The organism is Streptomyces sp. NPDC037100, from assembly GCF_055606225.1.
The window spans coordinates 14081-28268 of the sequence record NZ_JBVJSX010000001.1 but is presented as its reverse complement, the minus strand read 5'-3'; the positions used below and the strand labels follow the sequence as shown (position 1 = coordinate 28268).

At 73.1% G+C, this 14188-nt stretch carries 14 protein-coding genes and 1 pseudogene; 7 read left to right on the top strand and 8 right to left on the bottom strand.

The window, feature by feature from the left end:
- Positions 1–398 precede the first annotated feature (398 nt).
- The 3 genes from ACZ7EG_RS00125 to ACZ7EG_RS00115 form a co-directional block, all read right to left on the bottom strand.
- Positions 399–1925, bottom strand: a complete 1527-nt coding sequence (locus tag ACZ7EG_RS00125; protein ID WP_471070070.1) for a leucyl aminopeptidase — start codon at positions 1923–1925, stop codon at positions 399–401.
- 276 nt (positions 1926–2201) lie between these two features.
- The gene (locus ACZ7EG_RS00120) at positions 2202–2825 is read right to left on the bottom strand and encodes an RDD family protein (protein WP_471070068.1); all 624 of its coding nucleotides are present in this window, start codon (positions 2823–2825) and stop codon (positions 2202–2204) included.
- An 82-nt stretch (positions 2826–2907) separates the two neighbouring features.
- Positions 2908–3690, bottom strand: coding sequence for an adenosylcobinamide-GDP ribazoletransferase (locus ACZ7EG_RS00115; protein WP_471070066.1), 783 nt, complete (start codon positions 3688–3690; stop codon positions 2908–2910).
- A gap of 60 nt (positions 3691–3750) precedes the next feature.
- On the opposite strand from ACZ7EG_RS00115, the gene ACZ7EG_RS00110 reads away from it, so the two are divergent.
- The gene (locus tag ACZ7EG_RS00110) at positions 3751–4512 is read left to right on the top strand and encodes a hypothetical protein (RefSeq protein ID WP_471070064.1); all 762 of its coding nucleotides are present in this window, start codon (positions 3751–3753) and stop codon (positions 4510–4512) included.
- On the opposite strand, the pseudogene ACZ7EG_RS00105 reads toward ACZ7EG_RS00110, so the two are convergent.
- Together ACZ7EG_RS00105 and cobT are read right to left on the bottom strand one after the other, a co-directional pair.
- Positions 4452–4971, bottom strand: a pseudogene (locus ACZ7EG_RS00105) (hypothetical protein). The gene ACZ7EG_RS00110 and the pseudogene ACZ7EG_RS00105 overlap by 61 nt on opposite strands.
- A gap of 134 nt (positions 4972–5105) precedes the next feature.
- Positions 5106–6242 (bottom strand): nicotinate-nucleotide--dimethylbenzimidazole phosphoribosyltransferase, encoded by a 1137-nt coding sequence (gene cobT, locus ACZ7EG_RS00100; RefSeq protein ID WP_471070062.1) that lies wholly within the window; start codon positions 6240–6242, stop codon positions 5106–5108.
- A gap of 203 nt (positions 6243–6445) precedes the next feature.
- On the opposite strand from cobT, the gene ACZ7EG_RS00095 reads away from it, so the two are divergent.
- On the top strand, positions 6446–7507 hold the full coding sequence (locus ACZ7EG_RS00095; RefSeq protein WP_471070060.1) for a class I SAM-dependent methyltransferase: 1062 nt from the start codon (positions 6446–6448) through the stop codon (positions 7505–7507).
- Positions 7508–7563: 56 nt separating this feature from the next.
- Here ACZ7EG_RS00095 and ACZ7EG_RS00090 read toward each other — a convergent pair whose 3' ends face one another.
- Entirely contained in the window at positions 7564–8763 is a 1200-nt protein-coding gene (locus tag ACZ7EG_RS00090) for a bifunctional adenosylcobinamide kinase/adenosylcobinamide-phosphate guanylyltransferase (protein WP_471070058.1), read from the bottom strand.
- A gap of 225 nt (positions 8764–8988) precedes the next feature.
- Here ACZ7EG_RS00090 and ACZ7EG_RS00085 point away from each other — a divergent pair, with 225 nt between their 5' ends.
- Positions 8989–9201: a hypothetical protein gene (locus ACZ7EG_RS00085; RefSeq protein ID WP_471070056.1), complete on the top strand. Its 213-nt coding sequence runs from the start codon at positions 8989–8991 to the stop codon at positions 9199–9201.
- 46 nt (positions 9202–9247) lie between these two features.
- Here ACZ7EG_RS00085 and ACZ7EG_RS00080 read toward each other — a convergent pair whose 3' ends face one another.
- A complete protein-coding gene (locus tag ACZ7EG_RS00080) occupies positions 9248–9949 on the bottom strand; it encodes a class I SAM-dependent methyltransferase (RefSeq protein ID WP_471070054.1) in 702 nt (233 codons plus the stop codon).
- Positions 9950–10032: 83 nt separating this feature from the next.
- Positions 10033–10632 carry a DUF3043 domain-containing protein gene (locus ACZ7EG_RS00075; RefSeq protein WP_344457273.1) on the bottom strand — a complete coding sequence of 200 codons (600 nt, stop codon included), beginning with the start codon at positions 10630–10632 and terminating at the stop codon, positions 10033–10035.
- A gap of 316 nt (positions 10633–10948) precedes the next feature.
- Between ACZ7EG_RS00075 and ACZ7EG_RS00070 the strand changes: the two genes are divergently transcribed.
- The 4 genes from ACZ7EG_RS00070 (at position 10949) to ACZ7EG_RS00055 (ending at position 14162) form a co-directional block, all read left to right on the top strand.
- Positions 10949–11734, top strand: coding sequence for a PspA/IM30 family protein (locus tag ACZ7EG_RS00070; RefSeq protein WP_389967766.1), 786 nt, complete (start codon positions 10949–10951; stop codon positions 11732–11734).
- Positions 11735–11757: 23 nt separating this feature from the next.
- Entirely contained in the window at positions 11758–12036 is a 279-nt protein-coding gene (gene pspAA / locus ACZ7EG_RS00065; protein ID WP_471070051.1) for a PspA-associated protein PspAA, read from the top strand.
- Positions 12037–12261: 225 nt separating this feature from the next.
- Positions 12262–13482, top strand: coding sequence for a sensor histidine kinase (locus ACZ7EG_RS00060; protein WP_471070049.1), 1221 nt, complete (start codon positions 12262–12264; stop codon positions 13480–13482).
- Positions 13479–14162, top strand: a complete 684-nt coding sequence (locus ACZ7EG_RS00055) for a response regulator (protein ID WP_471070047.1) — start codon at positions 13479–13481, stop codon at positions 14160–14162. The genes ACZ7EG_RS00060 and ACZ7EG_RS00055 overlap by 4 nt, the downstream gene beginning before the upstream one ends.
- The last annotated feature ends 26 nt before the right edge of the window (positions 14163–14188 follow it).

Here is a 14188-nt window from a genome sequence, read left to right as displayed (position 1 = left end):
TCTGCGGCTCCGCCGCGCGGGCGCGACCAGCCAGCCCTACGCCTAGGGTCGACCGACGGGCGGGACCATGCCCTGCAGGGGCGCGGGGCTGTGTCCGATCTGCGGCTCCGCCGCGCGGGCGCGACCAGCCAGCCCTACGCCTACGGTCGACCGACGGGCGGGACCATGCCCTGCAGGGGCGCGGGGCTGTGTCTGATCTGCGGCTCCGCCGCGCGGGCGCGACCAGCCAGCCCTACGCCTACGGTCGACCAATGGGTGGGACCACGCCCTGCAGGGGCGCGGGGAACTGCGCGAACAGCCCCCACGCCCCCGCACTCGCCACACGACCGGCAAGACCGAGCTCTCCGGCGATGCACGCACTCGCCACACGCCCGGCGAGACCGGGCTGAGAGGCGAACTCAGCCGAGGTCGCCCGCAGCCGTCAGCTCGGCCAGCCGCACCAGCGTCCGTACGGCCGTCCCCGTGCCGCCCTTCGGCGTGTACCCGAACGGCCCGCCCTCGTTGAAGGCCGGCCCGGCGATGTCCAGGTGCGCCCAGGTGATGCCCTCGCCCACGAACTCGCGCAGGAACAGACCGGCGACCAGACCGCCGCCCATCCGCTCACCCATGTTCGCGATGTCGGCCGTGGCCGAGTCCATCCCCTTGCGCAGGTGCTCCGGCAACGGCATCGGCCACGCCGGCTCCCCGACCTCCTCGGCGGCCTCGCACAGCGCCGCGCGGAACGCGTCGTCGTTGCCCATGATCCCGAACGTCCGGTTGCCCAGCGCCAGCACCATCGCCCCGGTCAGTGTCGCCACGTCCACGATCGCGTCGGGCTTCTCCTGGGAGGCGGCCCACAGCGCGTCGGCGAGCACCAGCCGGCCCTCGGCGTCGGTGTTGAGGACCTCCACCGTCTTGCCGCTGTACATCCGCAGCACGTCACCCGGACGGGTCGCGGAGCCGGAGGGCATGTTCTCGGCCAGGGCGAGCCAGCCGGTGACGTTGACCTCCAGGCCGAGGCGCGCGGCGGCGACGACCGCGGCGAACACCGAGGCCGCACCGGCCATGTCGCACTTCATCGTCTCGTTGTGACCGGCCGGCTTCAGCGAGATGCCGCCCGAGTCGTAGGTGATGCCCTTGCCGACGAAGGCGAGGTGCTTCTTCGCCTTGGAGGACGTGTACGACAGCTTGACCAGGCGCGGGGTGGCCGCGGAGCCGGAGCCGACGCCGAGGATGCCGCCGTAGCCGCCCTTGGTCAGGGCCTTCTCGTCGAGCACCTGGATCTTGATGCCGTGTTCCTTGGCCGCGGCCTGGGCGGCCGCGGCGAACGACTCCGGATTCAGGTCGTTCGGCGGGGTGTTGACCAGGTCGCGGGCGCGGTTGAGCTCCTCGGACACGGCGACGGCACGCTCGACCGCGGCCTTGTACGCCTTGTCGCGGGGCTTGCCGCCGAGCAGGGCGATCTCGGCGAGGGGAGCCTTGCCGTTCTTCGCCTTGGGGTCCTTGCCGTTGTCCTTGTAGGCGTCGAAGGAGTACGCGCCGAGCAGCGCGCCCTCCCCGATCGCACCGGCATCGGCGGCGTCGTCCAGCGGCAGCGCGAAGGCGGCCTTCTTCGACCCGGCCAGGGCGCGGGCGGCGACGCCGGCGGCCTTGCGCAGGGCCTCGGTGCCGTACTCGGCGTCCTTCTCGGGGACCGCGCCCAGGCCGACCGCCAGGACGAGCGGTGCCTTGAAGCCGGACGGCGCCGGCACCTTCGTCACCTCGCCCTCGCCGCCGGAGGCGCCGAGAGTCTCCAGAACGCCGGCGAGCCTGCCGTCGTACGCCTTGTCCACGGCCTCGGCGCCCGGTGCGACGACCGGCCCCTTGGCACCCTTGGCGACACCGATCACGATCGCGTCGGCCCGCAGACCGGACGCCGCGGCGGTGCTGAGAGTGAGAGCAGTCACGGTGGTGGAATCTCGCTTCCGATGTGAAGTTGCTGAGGTCGAACGGTGTGGGTCGACCGGGCCCGACAGCCGACCCTATGTCGACCTTCTAGGGCGGGTCTCACGGGGCCTTCCCCGGTGCGGCGAACACTCGACGACGAGACTACGCGCGTGGCCTCGTTCGCTCATTCCTACGGGCGTTCACCTGTCGGTGGCGTAGTGGCCATTTCTTGACCCCTCACACCGGTGAACTGGGTCACAGTGACCGGGCGGCACCGCCCCGGCATCGCCTGTAGCTCAGTTCGCCGCTCGAGACGTACGAACCGGGGGCGTGGCCACGGGCCTGCTGAGCCCGATCCCGGCGACGGAGGTGCCCGCGCACCGGTCGGCGAGGGAGCGGCGGCCGGGGGAGAGGACCGGCAGCGCGTTCAGCAGGAACAGCATCACCGCGACCGCCCACACCAGCACCGACAGCACGACCTGCCCCTCGACCAGCAGCACGCAGGCCACGGCGTACACGGCGACGTCCGCGGCGGTGGTGACCGCGGCCCGGCGCGCCGCCCTGACCCTGCGCGGGGAGTCCGTCGTGACCTTCAGTCCCACCAGGGCCTTGCCGACCGTGCGTCCGGCCAGGGACAGGCACGCCCACTGGTAGAGGAACACCGTCAGCACCAGCAGCCCGAAGGCCTGCTCGACGTACAGCACCGACTTGTTCCACAGCGACAGGCCGAGGTCCTGCGAGGCGTCGAGCACGTCACCGCGCGAGGTCAGCAGGTCGAAACCGCCGCGGGTGGCCAGCTCGGGCACGTCGGTGACGAGCGCGGAGACCCGGTGGAAGGTGAGCACGGCGAGCGCCGAGGCCAGCGCCGCCACCAGCGCGAAATCGACGAACCAGGCCAGGGCGCGGCGCAGCTTCGGCATGAACGTCCCCCGATCACTTGTGTGTCGGGGCAGGAAGCTAGCGGCTGAGCGGCCCGTCCAGGAGAGGGACGAGGAGATCGTTTCAGCCCAGTGACAGAACGACCAGCGCCGTGGTCGCCGCCGTCTCCGCCAGACCGCCGAAGACGTCCCCCGTGACCCCGCCGAACCGGCGCGTGCAGTGACGCAGCAGCGCCTCGGCGGCGGCCAGGGCCAGGACGACCGCGAGCACCGTACGGATCACGCCGTACGGCCCGAAGAGGGCACCTGTCGCCGCCGCGGCCACTGTGACGGCCGCCGCGGCGATCACCAGGCCCCGCACCGGCACCACACCCGCGACCGCCGCGCCCAGCCCCTCCGGCCGGGCGGCCGGCACCCCGGCCCGGGCCGCCAGGGTCAGGGCCAGCCGGGCGAGGGCCGCCGAGACGACGGCGGCGCACGCGCCCCGGGCCCAGGAGGCGTCGTACGCCTGGGCGAGCGCGGCGACCTGCGCGAGCAGGACGAGGACGACGGTGATGACCCCGAACGGCCCGATGTCGGACTGCTTCATGATCCGCAGCGCGTCCTCGGCGGGCTTCCCGCTGCCCAGCCCGTCGGCGGTGTCCGCGAGCCCGTCGAGATGCAGCCCCCGGGTGAGGGCGGCCGGCACGGCGGCACTCGCCACGGCGGCGAGCGGGGCGCCCGCACCGAGGAACAGCAGCGCCAGTCCGAGCCCGGCGGCGGCGGCACCGACCGCGAGGCCCGCCAGCGGAGCGCACAGCATGCCGCCGCGTGCGGCCTCCCGGTCCCACCGGGTCACCCGGACGGGGATCACCGTGAGGGTGCCGAAGGCGAAGCGGAGGCCGTCGAGGGACGAGGTTCTGGGCACCGGCGCAGGCTACCGGCCGGTCAGGAGAGCGGGAGCGGCAGCCGAGGATAAAGTTCACATATGGGATGGCTGGAGCGAAACATCATCGAACCCGGCAAGCTGCCGCTGCTTCTCGCTCTCGTCGCCTTCGTGCTCACCTTCCTGATCACCCGGCTCATCACCCGCCTCATCCGGGCGGGCAAGGGCCCCTTCGGCAACGTCAGCAGTGGCGGCGTCCACGTCCACCACGTGGTCCCCGGGGTCATCCTGACGATCGTCGGCGGCTTCGGCGCGGTGGCGGGCGGCCAGCACGGCTTCGGGTCGTGCCTGGCCGCGGTGCTCTTCGGCATCGGCGCGGGCCTCGTCCTCGACGAGTTCGCCCTGGTCCTGCATCTCGCCGACGTCTACTGGACCCCCGACGGCCGCAAGAGCGTGGAGATGGTCGTCCTCACCGCCTCCCTGGTCGGTCTCCTCCTGATCGGCTTCTCGCCGCTGGGCGTCAACGACCTCAACGACGACCAGCAGCAGAACCGCGCCGTCGTCCTCGTGAACATCCTCGTGAACTTCGCGTTCGCCCTCATCGCCCTGTTCAAGGGCAAGGTCCGCCTCGCGGTCCTGGGCCTGATCATCCCCTTCATCGCCATCATCGCGGCCGTACGGCTGGCCCGGCCCACCTCCCCGTGGGCCAAACGCTTCTACCGCAACCGGCCCCGCGCCCGGGCCAGATCCGCCCTGCGCTCCTACCACCACGACCGCCGCTGGGTGGCCCCCTCGCGGGCCTTTCATGACTGGATCGGCGGCGCCCCCGACACCGAACCGGCCCGGTCTCTCGAACGCCGCTGACGCAGCCCGCCGACCGCGCAGAGCACCAGTGCCGCCGCGATCGCCGCGATGTGCTCCTTGCCCGCGAGGTTCTCGTTCAGCGCGACAGCGTGCCCGCGAGCGTCGCGACGTAGGCGAGGGCAGGTGTCCGCCACCGGCCCGGGCACAGCTCGGCGATGCCGAACACCAGCAGGATCGGCGCGAGCGCGACCCACACCGGCAGATCCTGCGCGGGCACGAACAGCACAGCGGCGTACGCAGCAGCGCGAGCCACAACGGGTCCTCGGCCCGCACGCCACCGGCGTTCCGCACGAACCGATGGCCCCGCGCCTGGTGGTGCACGACGTGCAGCACGGCCGTGAGGCACACGGCCGCGACCGCCATCGGCACGGCCCGCCACCGCCGCTCGGCCGGCGGCCCGCGCACCGCGGCGTACAGCGCACCCCATTCGGCGCAGGCCCGGCGGGCGAGCGTGGTCATCCGGCGGTCGTCCTCGTCCGTGCAGGGCGTGGTCCGAGGGTGCCTGCGACTCAGTCAAACCGGCACCACGTTCCACGACCGACCGGAACGGAACGAAGTTGAGCCAGGCGTGAGTGACCTGGATCTCGGGACCGCTACTGCTCGGCGGGCGCCTCGGAGGACTCCGGGCCGCCCGGCTCCTCCGACTCCTCGGGCTCCTCGGCGCCCTTCGGTTCCTCGGACTCCTTCGGCCTCTCCGGCAGCTCGGCCGCCAGCGCGGCAGCGGCCTGCACGAGCGGCAGCGCCAGCAGGCCGCCCGCGCCCTCCCCGACGGTCACGCCGTGGGTGAGCAGCGGCTCCAGCGCCATCCGGTCCAGCGCCTTCGCCTGCCCGGGCTCGCCGCTGTCGTGCGCGGCCAGCCACCAGTCCGGCGCCCGGAACGCGATCCGCTGCCCGACCAGCGCGCACGCGGCCGCCACGACCCCGTCCAGCACCACCGGGATCTTGCGCACGGCGCTCTGCAGCAGGAAGCCGGTCATCGCGGCGATGTCGGCCCCGCCGACCGCCGCCAGCAGCTGCAACTGGTCCCCGAGCACCGGACGTGCCCGGCGCAGCGCGTCGCGGATCGCTGCGCACTTGCGCATCCACGCCAGGTCGTCGATCGCCTGCCCGCCGCGCCCGGTCACGACCGACGCGTCGACCCCGCACAGCGCCGCGACCAGCACGCCCGCCACCGTGGTCCCGCCGACGCTCACATCGCCGAGCACCACCAGGTCCGTGCCCGAGTCGGCCTCCTCGTCGGCCACCGCGACCCCGGCCAGGAAGGCCGCCTCGGCCTCCTCGGGGGTCAGCGCGTCCTCGATGTCGATCCGCCCGCTGCCGCGCCGCACCCGGTGCCGCACGACGTCGGCCGGCAAGGAGTCGGGGTCGCAGTCCAGGGCCATGTCGACGATCCGCACCGGCACACCCAGCCGCCGCGCCAGCACCGAGACGGGCCGCCCGCCCTCCAGCACCTCGCGCACCGACTCCCCGGCGCTGCCCGCCGCACGGGCCGAGACGCCCAGCTCGGCGATGCCGTGGTCACCGGCGAAGAGCACCACCCGCGGCCGTTCGACCGGCCGGACCGGCACGGCGGACTGCGCCGCCGCCAGCCACTCACCCAGTTCGTCGAGTCGGCCCAGCGACCCGGGCGGCACGATCTGTCGCTCCCGGCGCGCCTCGGCGTCACGGCGGACCCCGCCGTCCGGACGCTCGATCAGATCGGTGAAGTCGTCGAGATTAAGCGAGCTCATTCGCCGAACAGTACCGGCCCGGATCGAACAGCACGGCGCCACATCACCACACCGTCACGGCGACGTCGTTGCACCCGAGATCGTCATCCCATACGTTCCGTTTTGCAGCGGATTGTCGTACGCGGTCGTACGTGGTTGTGCACGGTCGTGCGACGTCCCCGCCGTACGTCCTCGCCGTACGCCGTCGCGCCCGGGAGCCGCCCATGCCCGCACACCCCGCCTCGTCCGCACCCCCTCTCTCCCCGTCGACCACACGGGTCCACGAACCGCGCCGGGAGGACTGCCCCTGGTGCGGCTCCACCGCGCTGCGCAACCGGCTGCGCACCGGTGACCTGCGGCAGTACAAGCCGGGCAGCTTCACCGTCGACGCGTGCCGGGACTGCGGCCACACCTTCCAGAACCCCCGCCTCACGGTCGAGGGACTCGCCCTCTACCACCGGACCGCGCGCGGGGCGCCCAGGGACCCGGCGAGCGACGGCCTCCTCGCCCTGCGCGGCAGCCCCCGCCGCCACCGCTCGGCGGCCCGCGCGATGCTGCGCTGCGGTGAGCCGGAGAGCTGGCTCGACGTAGGGACGGGCCACGCCCGCTTCCCCGCCACGGCCCGTCAGTTCTTTCCCTACACCGCCTTCGACGGCCTCGACCCCACCCCGCGCGTGGTTCGCGCCCGCACGGCCGACCGCGTCGAAGAGGCCCACGTCGGCCGTCTGACGGACCCCAGGATCGCCGCCCCGCTGCGCGCCCGCTACGACGTGGTCAGCATGCTCCACCACCTGGAGGCCACGCCCGATCCCCGAGCGGAACTCCAAGCCGCCCTCTCCGTTCTGCGCCCGGGCGGCCACCTGCTCATCGAGACCCTGAGCCCCCGCAGCGTCTTCGCGGCCCTGCTGGGCCGCTGGTGGCTCCCCTACGACCAGCCGCGCCACCTCCACCTGCTGCCCCCGCAGAACGTCCGCGCGGAACTGGAGTCGGCCGGCTGCACGATCCTGGCGCTCGACCACCGCCCGGTCCACGTCCCCCACGACCTCGCCGGCGCCACGTCCCTGGCCCTCTCCCACGCGCTGCCCGCCCCGGACACCCCCTGGCGGGCGATCCCCCCGCCCCCCGTGCAACGGCACGCCCGCACGGCCCTGCTCCGCGCCGGCGTCCCCCTGGTGGCCCTGGCGGCACTGGCGGACCACCTCATCGCCCCGGTGGCCCGCCGCACGCGCTTCGCGAACACCTACCGGGTGATCGCCCGCACAGCGCAGCAGGTCGAGGCCGAGTGAGGGGGAGGGGGAGCCGTCGGGCCGGGGCCGGTCTCCACGCACTCCGGGAGCCCCCCTCAGCCCCGCAGCACCATCGCCTGCCCCGCCACCACCAGCAGCACATGCTCACACTCGTCCGCGAACCGGGCGTTCAGCCGCCCGAGTTCATCCCGGTAGCGCCGCCCCGACGCCGTCGACGGCACGATCCCCGACCCCACCTCGTTCGACACGGCGACCACCGTCCGCGGGGTGACCCGCACCGCCTCCGTGAGCTCCCGCACCCGCTCCCGCAGCACCTTCTCCCCGCGCTCCGCCCACACCGCGTCGTCCCACGCCCCGGCGGAATCCATCGCGTCGGTCAGCCACAGGGACAGACAGTCGATCAGCAGGGGCGGCCCCTCGGCTTCCAGCAACGGCACCAGATCGCAGGTCTCCACCGTCCGCCACGACCCCGGCCGCCGATCCCGGTGGGCCGCCACCCGCGAGGACCACTCCGTGTCCCCGTTGCGCGACCCGCCCGTCGCCACGTACAGCACGTCGGGAAAGGCCTCCAGCCTCCGCTCGGCCTCCACCGACTTGCCCGACCTCGCCCCGCCCAGCACCAGGGTCCGCCGCGGCACGTCCGGCACGTCCTCGTACGCACCCACCACCAGCGTCACCCCGTCCGGCACGGCCCGCGCCCCGGCCGCAGCGAGCCGGCGCCCGAGCTCGGGGCCGGGCGGCAGGTCGTGGTCCAGGTGAACGGCGACCACGTCGGTCGTCGGGCCCACCGCCCCCACCGCCCGCAGCCTGGCCAGCGCGTCCGGCCGTCCCACGACGTCCGCGAGGACCATGTCGTACGACTCGGCCGGCTGCTCCAGACCCGCCGGCGCCCCGCCCGGCGGCAGATACAGCAGCCGCTGCCCCTCCGGCCCGGTCACCGCGTACCCCGTGCCCGGCGCGTCCAGCGCCACCGCCCGCACCCGGTGTCCCGTCAGCAGCGTCAACTCCCGCCCGTCCGGCACCCGTCCGGGCTGCGGCAGCCCGGCGGGCACCTCGACCGCCGGCCCGTCGTGGGGATGCGACAGCAGCACCTGCCGTACGCCGGTCAGGGAACGGCCCGCCCGCGCCGCCGCGAACGCCGCGCCCGGCGTCAGGTCGAGCAGCAGCGCCCCGTCCAGGAGCAGCGAGGTGGCCGCTCGCGCGTCCGGGCCGAGAGCAGCCGCACAGGCCGCGCAGGGACAGTCGGGGCGGGGGAGACCCGCGGGGGCGCCGGTGCCGAGCAGAGTGAGTTCCACCCACTGATTCTCACCCGTTGCCATGGGGCACGCGTGCTGGAGACCCACCTCGAGGGGGCGCGGGGAACCGCGCGACCAGCCGGACACGACCCGCACACACCCGATCACCCGTACTCCCGCAAGGCCTATGACGCCCCACCCGGCGGAGCGCTTAGGCTCTGACGGGAGCCGGACCAAGATCCGGCTTTTCGCTGTGCAGTGTGCTCACACACATGGGAGGCGTACATGGCGGCATGGACGTGGCGGTTCGAGAAGACCGACGGGACGGAGGTCCAGCCCGCGGTGCTGCCGGAGGAGTTCCCCACCCAGGGGGACGCCGAGTCCTGGATCGGGGAGCACTGGAAGGCCCTGCAGGAGGGCGGTGCCGACCAGGTACGGCTGTTCGAGGACGCCACGGAGATCTACGGGCCGATGAGCCTGCACGCGGCCGAGGCCTGAGCCCGCTGGGGGCGGGGGCCGACGGCCCCCGCCCCTCTTCCGTGTGTCAGCCGCGTACGCCGCACAGGTGCAGCAGCGCGGCCACCCCGCGGTACGGATCCGTCCGCCCGGCCTTCTCCTCCACCGCGAGCAGCGTCTCCACGTCGGCCGGCACCTCCGCGCCGTCCGCCGCCGTGTCGGTGAACACCCGCACCCCGTACCAGGCGTGCAGCGGCGCCCCGATCCCCGCGAGCGTCGACGTCAGGTCCTTCAGCCGGTCGGCCCGCACGTCGAGTCCCAGCCGGTTGCGGTAGGAGACGGTGTCGAAGGCCGTCAGCGCCCCGGACCAGTCACCGGACAGGCCCGGCCGGATCGCGAGCGCGTCCCCGTTGCGCACCAGCAGGGACAGCAGCCCGCCGGGCGCGAGCATCCTGGCGAGCCCCGCCAGCAGCGGGTCGGGCTCCTCGACGTACATCAGGACGCCGTGGCACAGCACCACGTCGAAGCTGCCGGGCAGGAAGTGCACCCCGGTGTCCCGGCCGTCGCCCTCGATGATCCGCATCCGCTCCCGGATGCCCTCCGGTTCCCCCGCGAGCGCCTCCCGGGCCACGGCGATCATCGTCGCGTCCTGCTCCAGACCGGTCACCCGGTGCCCGGCCCGGACCAGACGCAGCGCCTGCGTGCCCTGCCCCATCCCCACGTCGAGCACCCGCAGCCGCTGTCCGACCGGGAACCGCCCGACTATCTGCTCGTCCAGCTGGCGGGCCACCAGCTCCTGACGGACGACATCGCGCAGCCCGCCCAGCCTGTCCAGCCAGGCATCCGCCGCACCCCCGGAGAACGGCGTCGTGGTCAGGGCCGCTCTCCGCGCTTGACCTGCGGCTTCGGCAGCCGGAGCCGGCGCATCTGGAGGGAGCGCATCAGGGCGTAGGCGACGGCGCCGCGCTTGTTCTCACCCGCGAAGCGCTCGTTCAGCTGCTTCTTCAAGCGGAAGGACGTGACGAACGAGTCGAGCACGATCAGCACGATCACCACGAGCCACAGCAGCAACGCGATGTTCTGCAGCGCCGCCACCCGCACCATGCTCAGCACGAGGATGACCACGGCCATCGGCAGGAAGAACTCCGCGATGTTGAACCGGGAGTCGACGAAGTCGCGCGCGAACCGGCGGACCGGTCCCTTGTCACGCGCGGGCAGATACCGCTCGTCGCCGCTCGCCAGCGCCTGGCGCTGCCGTTCCATCGCGGTACGGCGTTCCGCACGCTGTCGCTTGGCGGCCTCCTTGCGCGTCGTCGACGTGTTGGCCACGCTGCGGCGCTGCGACTGGGCCGCACTGCGCTTGGGCGTGGGGCGGCCCTTGGGGGCCTCGGGGTGACGGGGCTGACTGGAGTCGGTCACCGGCGCCTTGTCGGCGTCCTGGGCCTTCTCATCCTTCGCACGGCTACGGAACACAAAACCCAAGGGTAAGGGCTTCCGGGCATGGACCCCAGCCCGGTGGGGAACGATCCGGCAACACCAGTCGTCAGTAAGGGGACAGAGGGGACGTTGTGTACGCCTCCGGATGTTCCCCGGGGTATACGGCTCCGGAGACCCGGGGACCACCTACTCCCTACGCCGGAGCGGGAGCGCACGCACTCGTCCTTGGGGATGAGCGCATCCGTCCCCGAACAGTGCGGTAATGGATGCAGGGCCCGTACTGTGGGTTCTGTCGCAGGAGCAGCTGCCGGAGTCGGTCAGAAGGGGGCGCGCGAAGCCCATGAGCGGTGTCATGAAGCGTATGGGGATGATCTTCCGCGCGAAGGCGAACAAGGCCCTTGACCGGGCCGAGGACCCGCGCGAGACCCTCGATTACTCGTACCAGAAGCAGCTGGAGCTGCTGCAGAAGGTCCGCCGTGGCGTCGCCGACGTGGCGACCTCCCGCAAGCGCCTGGAGCTCCAGCTGAACCAGCTGCAGTCGCAGTCGGGCAAGCTCGAGGACCAGGGGCGCAAGGCCCTCGCTCTGGGCCGCGAGGACCTGGCCCGCGAGGCGCTCTCCCGCCGCGCCGCGCTCCAGCAGCAGGTGACCGACCTGGAGACCCAGCACGCGACGCTCCAGGGTGAGGAGGAGAAGCTCACCCTCGCGGCCCAGCGGCTGCAGGCCAAGGTCGACGCCTTCCGCACGAAGAAGGAGACCATCAAGGCCACGTACACGGCGGCGCAGGCCCAGACCCGGATCGGCGAGGCCTTCTCCGGCATCTCCGAGGAGATGGGCGACGTCGGCCTGGCGATCCAGCGCGCCGAGGACAAGACGGCCCAGCTCCAGGCCCGCGCCGGCGCCATCGACGAGCTGCTCGCCTCCGGCGCCCTCGACGACCCCTCCGGCATGCACAAGGACGACATCCAGGCCGAGCTGGACCGGCTCTCCGGTGGTACGGATGTAGAGCTGGAACTGCAGCGCATGAAGGCCGAGCTGGCCGGAGGCCCGAGCAGCGGGCAGCAGGCTCTCGAAGGTGGCACGAGCCAGCAGCAGTCCCAGCAGCAGCCGCAGGACACCCCGCGCTTCGACAAGCAGTAGGGGCCCACGCCTAGGAGGGCGACATGATCGTACGGATCATGGGGGAGGGCCAGGTGAGTCTGGCCGACGGCCACCTCGCCGAGCTGAGCAAGCTGGACGACGAACTCCTGGCGGAGATGGAGAACGGCGACGGCCCCGGCTTCCGCCGCACCCTCCAGGCCCTCCTGGCCAGGGTCCGCGACCTCGGCGACCCCCTCCCGGACGACTCCCTGGAACCGTCGGAACTGATCCTGCCCTCTCCGGAGGCGACGCTGGAGGAAGTCCGGGAGCTCCTCAGCGACGACGGCTTGATTCCGGGCTGACGTGACCGCGGGCATGCGTGCCGCCGGGGGCGACGGGGGTCCCCCTGCTCGAGCGAAGCCGAAAGCTTGGGGGAGGGTGGGCGCAGCGGCACCTCACTCCGCCGGGTTGCGGACCGGGGTGGGCGCAGCGGCACCTCACTCCGCCGGGTGGCGGACCCGCCCGACCTCAGCCTGGACGCCGAGCACCTCACACAGACACAGCGGGCCCGGCTACCGTAAACCCCCGTGAGCACCCTCGCGCGGGCCCGATGCCGGGCCAAGGCGCACCCCCTGGCCATGGACGCCGTCCTGGCCACCGCCGTCCTGATCTGCATGGTCGCCGGTTCGTTCGTGGAGCCCCGGCACCGCGACAGCGTCAGCTGGGTCCTGCGCACCCCCGACCCGCTCAGCCTCCTCCTCATGACCCTCGGCGCCGCGGCCCTGGTCTTCCGCCGCCGCGCCCCCATGACGGTCCTTGCCCTCACCGGCACCGTCTCCGTCATCGAGTCCGTCACCGGCGACCCCCGCACCCCCGTCGCGATGTCCGCCGTCATCGCGCTCTACACCGTCGCCTCCACCACCGACCGTCCCACCACCTGGCGCGTCGGCCTGCTCACCATGACCGTGCTGACCGGCGCCGCCATGTCGGCCGGCGCCCTGCCCTGGTACGCCCAGGAGAACCTCGCGATCTTCGCCTGGACCGGCATCGGCGCCACCGCCGGCGACGCCGTCCGCAGCCGCCGTGCCTTCGTCCAGGCCATCCAGGAGCGCGCCGAACGGGCCGAGCGCACCCGCGAGGAGGAGGCCCGCCGCCGCGTCGCCGAGGAACGCCTGCGCATCGCACGGGACCTGCACGACGTGGTCGCCCACCACATCGCCCTGGTCAACGTGCAGGCCGGGGTCGCCGCCCACGTCATGGACAAGCGCCCCGACCAGGCCAAGGAAGCCCTCGGGCACGTCCGCGAGGCCAGCCGCTCCGCGCTCAACGAACTCCGCGCCACCGTCGGCCTGCTCCGGCAGTCCGACGACCCCGAGGCCCCCACCGAACCCGCCCCGGGCCTGGACCGCCTCGACGAACTCACCGGCACCTTCCGCAACGCCGGGCTGCACATCGAGGTCGCCCGCGCCGACCAGGGCACCACCCTGCCCGCGGCCGTCGACCTGGCCGCCTACCGGATCATCCAGGAGGCCCTCACCAACGTGCAGAAGCACGCCGGGCCCCAGGCCAAGGCGGAGGTCAGCGTCGTCCGCGTCGGACCGCACATCGAGATCACCGTCCTCGACGACGGCAGCGGCGAGCACGAGCCCCAGGACAGCGGCGGCGGCCACGGACTGCTCGGCATGCGCGAACGCGTCACCGCCCTGCGCGGCACCCTCACCACCGGTCCCCGCTACGGCGGCGGCTTCCGCGTCCATGCGATCCTGCCGGTCGAGAACCGCACACCGACCGGGGAGGGCCCCGCATGACCATCCGTGTCCTGCTCGCCGACGACCAGGCGCTGCTGCGCAGCGCCTTTCGTGTGCTCGTCGACTCCGAGCCCGACATGGAGGTGGTCGGCGAGGCCGCCGACGGCGCGGAAGCGGTCCGGCTGACGAAGGAGCAGCAGGCGGACGTCGTGCTCATGGACATCCGCATGCCCGGCACCGACGGTCTCGCCGCGACCCGCATGATCAGCGCCGACCCCGACCTCGCCGACGTCCGGGTCGTGATCCTGACGACCTTCGAGGTCGACGACTACGTCGTGCAGTCGCTGCGGGCCGGCGCCTCCGGATTCCTCGGCAAGGGCTCCGAACCCGAGGAGCTGCTGAACGCCATCCGCATCGCCGCCGGTGGCCAGGCCCTGCTCTCCCCGGCGGCCACCACGGGCCTGATCGCCCGGTTTCTCGCCACGCAGGACCCGGCCGACGACGACCGCGACCCGGGCCGCGGCGAACGGCTCGACTCGCTCACGGGCCGCGAACGCGAGGTGCTGGTCCTGGTCGCCGGCGGGCACTCCAACGACGAGATCGCCGAGCGCCTCGAAGTCAGCCCGCTGACGGTGAAGACGCACGTCAACCGGGCCATGGCGAAGCTGGGCGCCCGGGACCGGGCCCAGCTCGTCGTCACCGCTTACGAGTCCGGCCTGGTCCGTCCAAGGGTGGAGTGAGCCCGACCCGGCCGTACTGCGGTCGG

Coding starts and splice junctions, on each gene's coding strand:
- ACZ7EG_RS00120 (WP_471070068.1), bottom strand. CDS start 2,825: ATGCCGAAGCTGCGCCGCGCCCTGGCCTGGTTCGTCGATTTCGCGCTG.
- ACZ7EG_RS00110 (WP_471070064.1), top strand. CDS start 3,751: ATGGGATGGCTGGAGCGAAACATCATCGAACCCGGCAAGCTGCCGCTG.
- cobT (WP_471070062.1), bottom strand. CDS start 6,242: ATGAGCTCGCTTAATCTCGACGACTTCACCGATCTGATCGAGCGTCCG.
- ACZ7EG_RS00095 (WP_471070060.1), top strand. CDS start 6,446: ATGCCCGCACACCCCGCCTCGTCCGCACCCCCTCTCTCCCCGTCGACC.
- ACZ7EG_RS00085 (WP_471070056.1), top strand. CDS start 8,989: ATGGCGGCATGGACGTGGCGGTTCGAGAAGACCGACGGGACGGAGGTC.
- ACZ7EG_RS00070 (WP_389967766.1), top strand. CDS start 10,949: ATGAAGCGTATGGGGATGATCTTCCGCGCGAAGGCGAACAAGGCCCTT.
- pspAA (WP_471070051.1), top strand. CDS start 11,758: ATGATCGTACGGATCATGGGGGAGGGCCAGGTGAGTCTGGCCGACGGC.
- ACZ7EG_RS00055 (WP_471070047.1), top strand. CDS start 13,479: ATGACCATCCGTGTCCTGCTCGCCGACGACCAGGCGCTGCTGCGCAGC.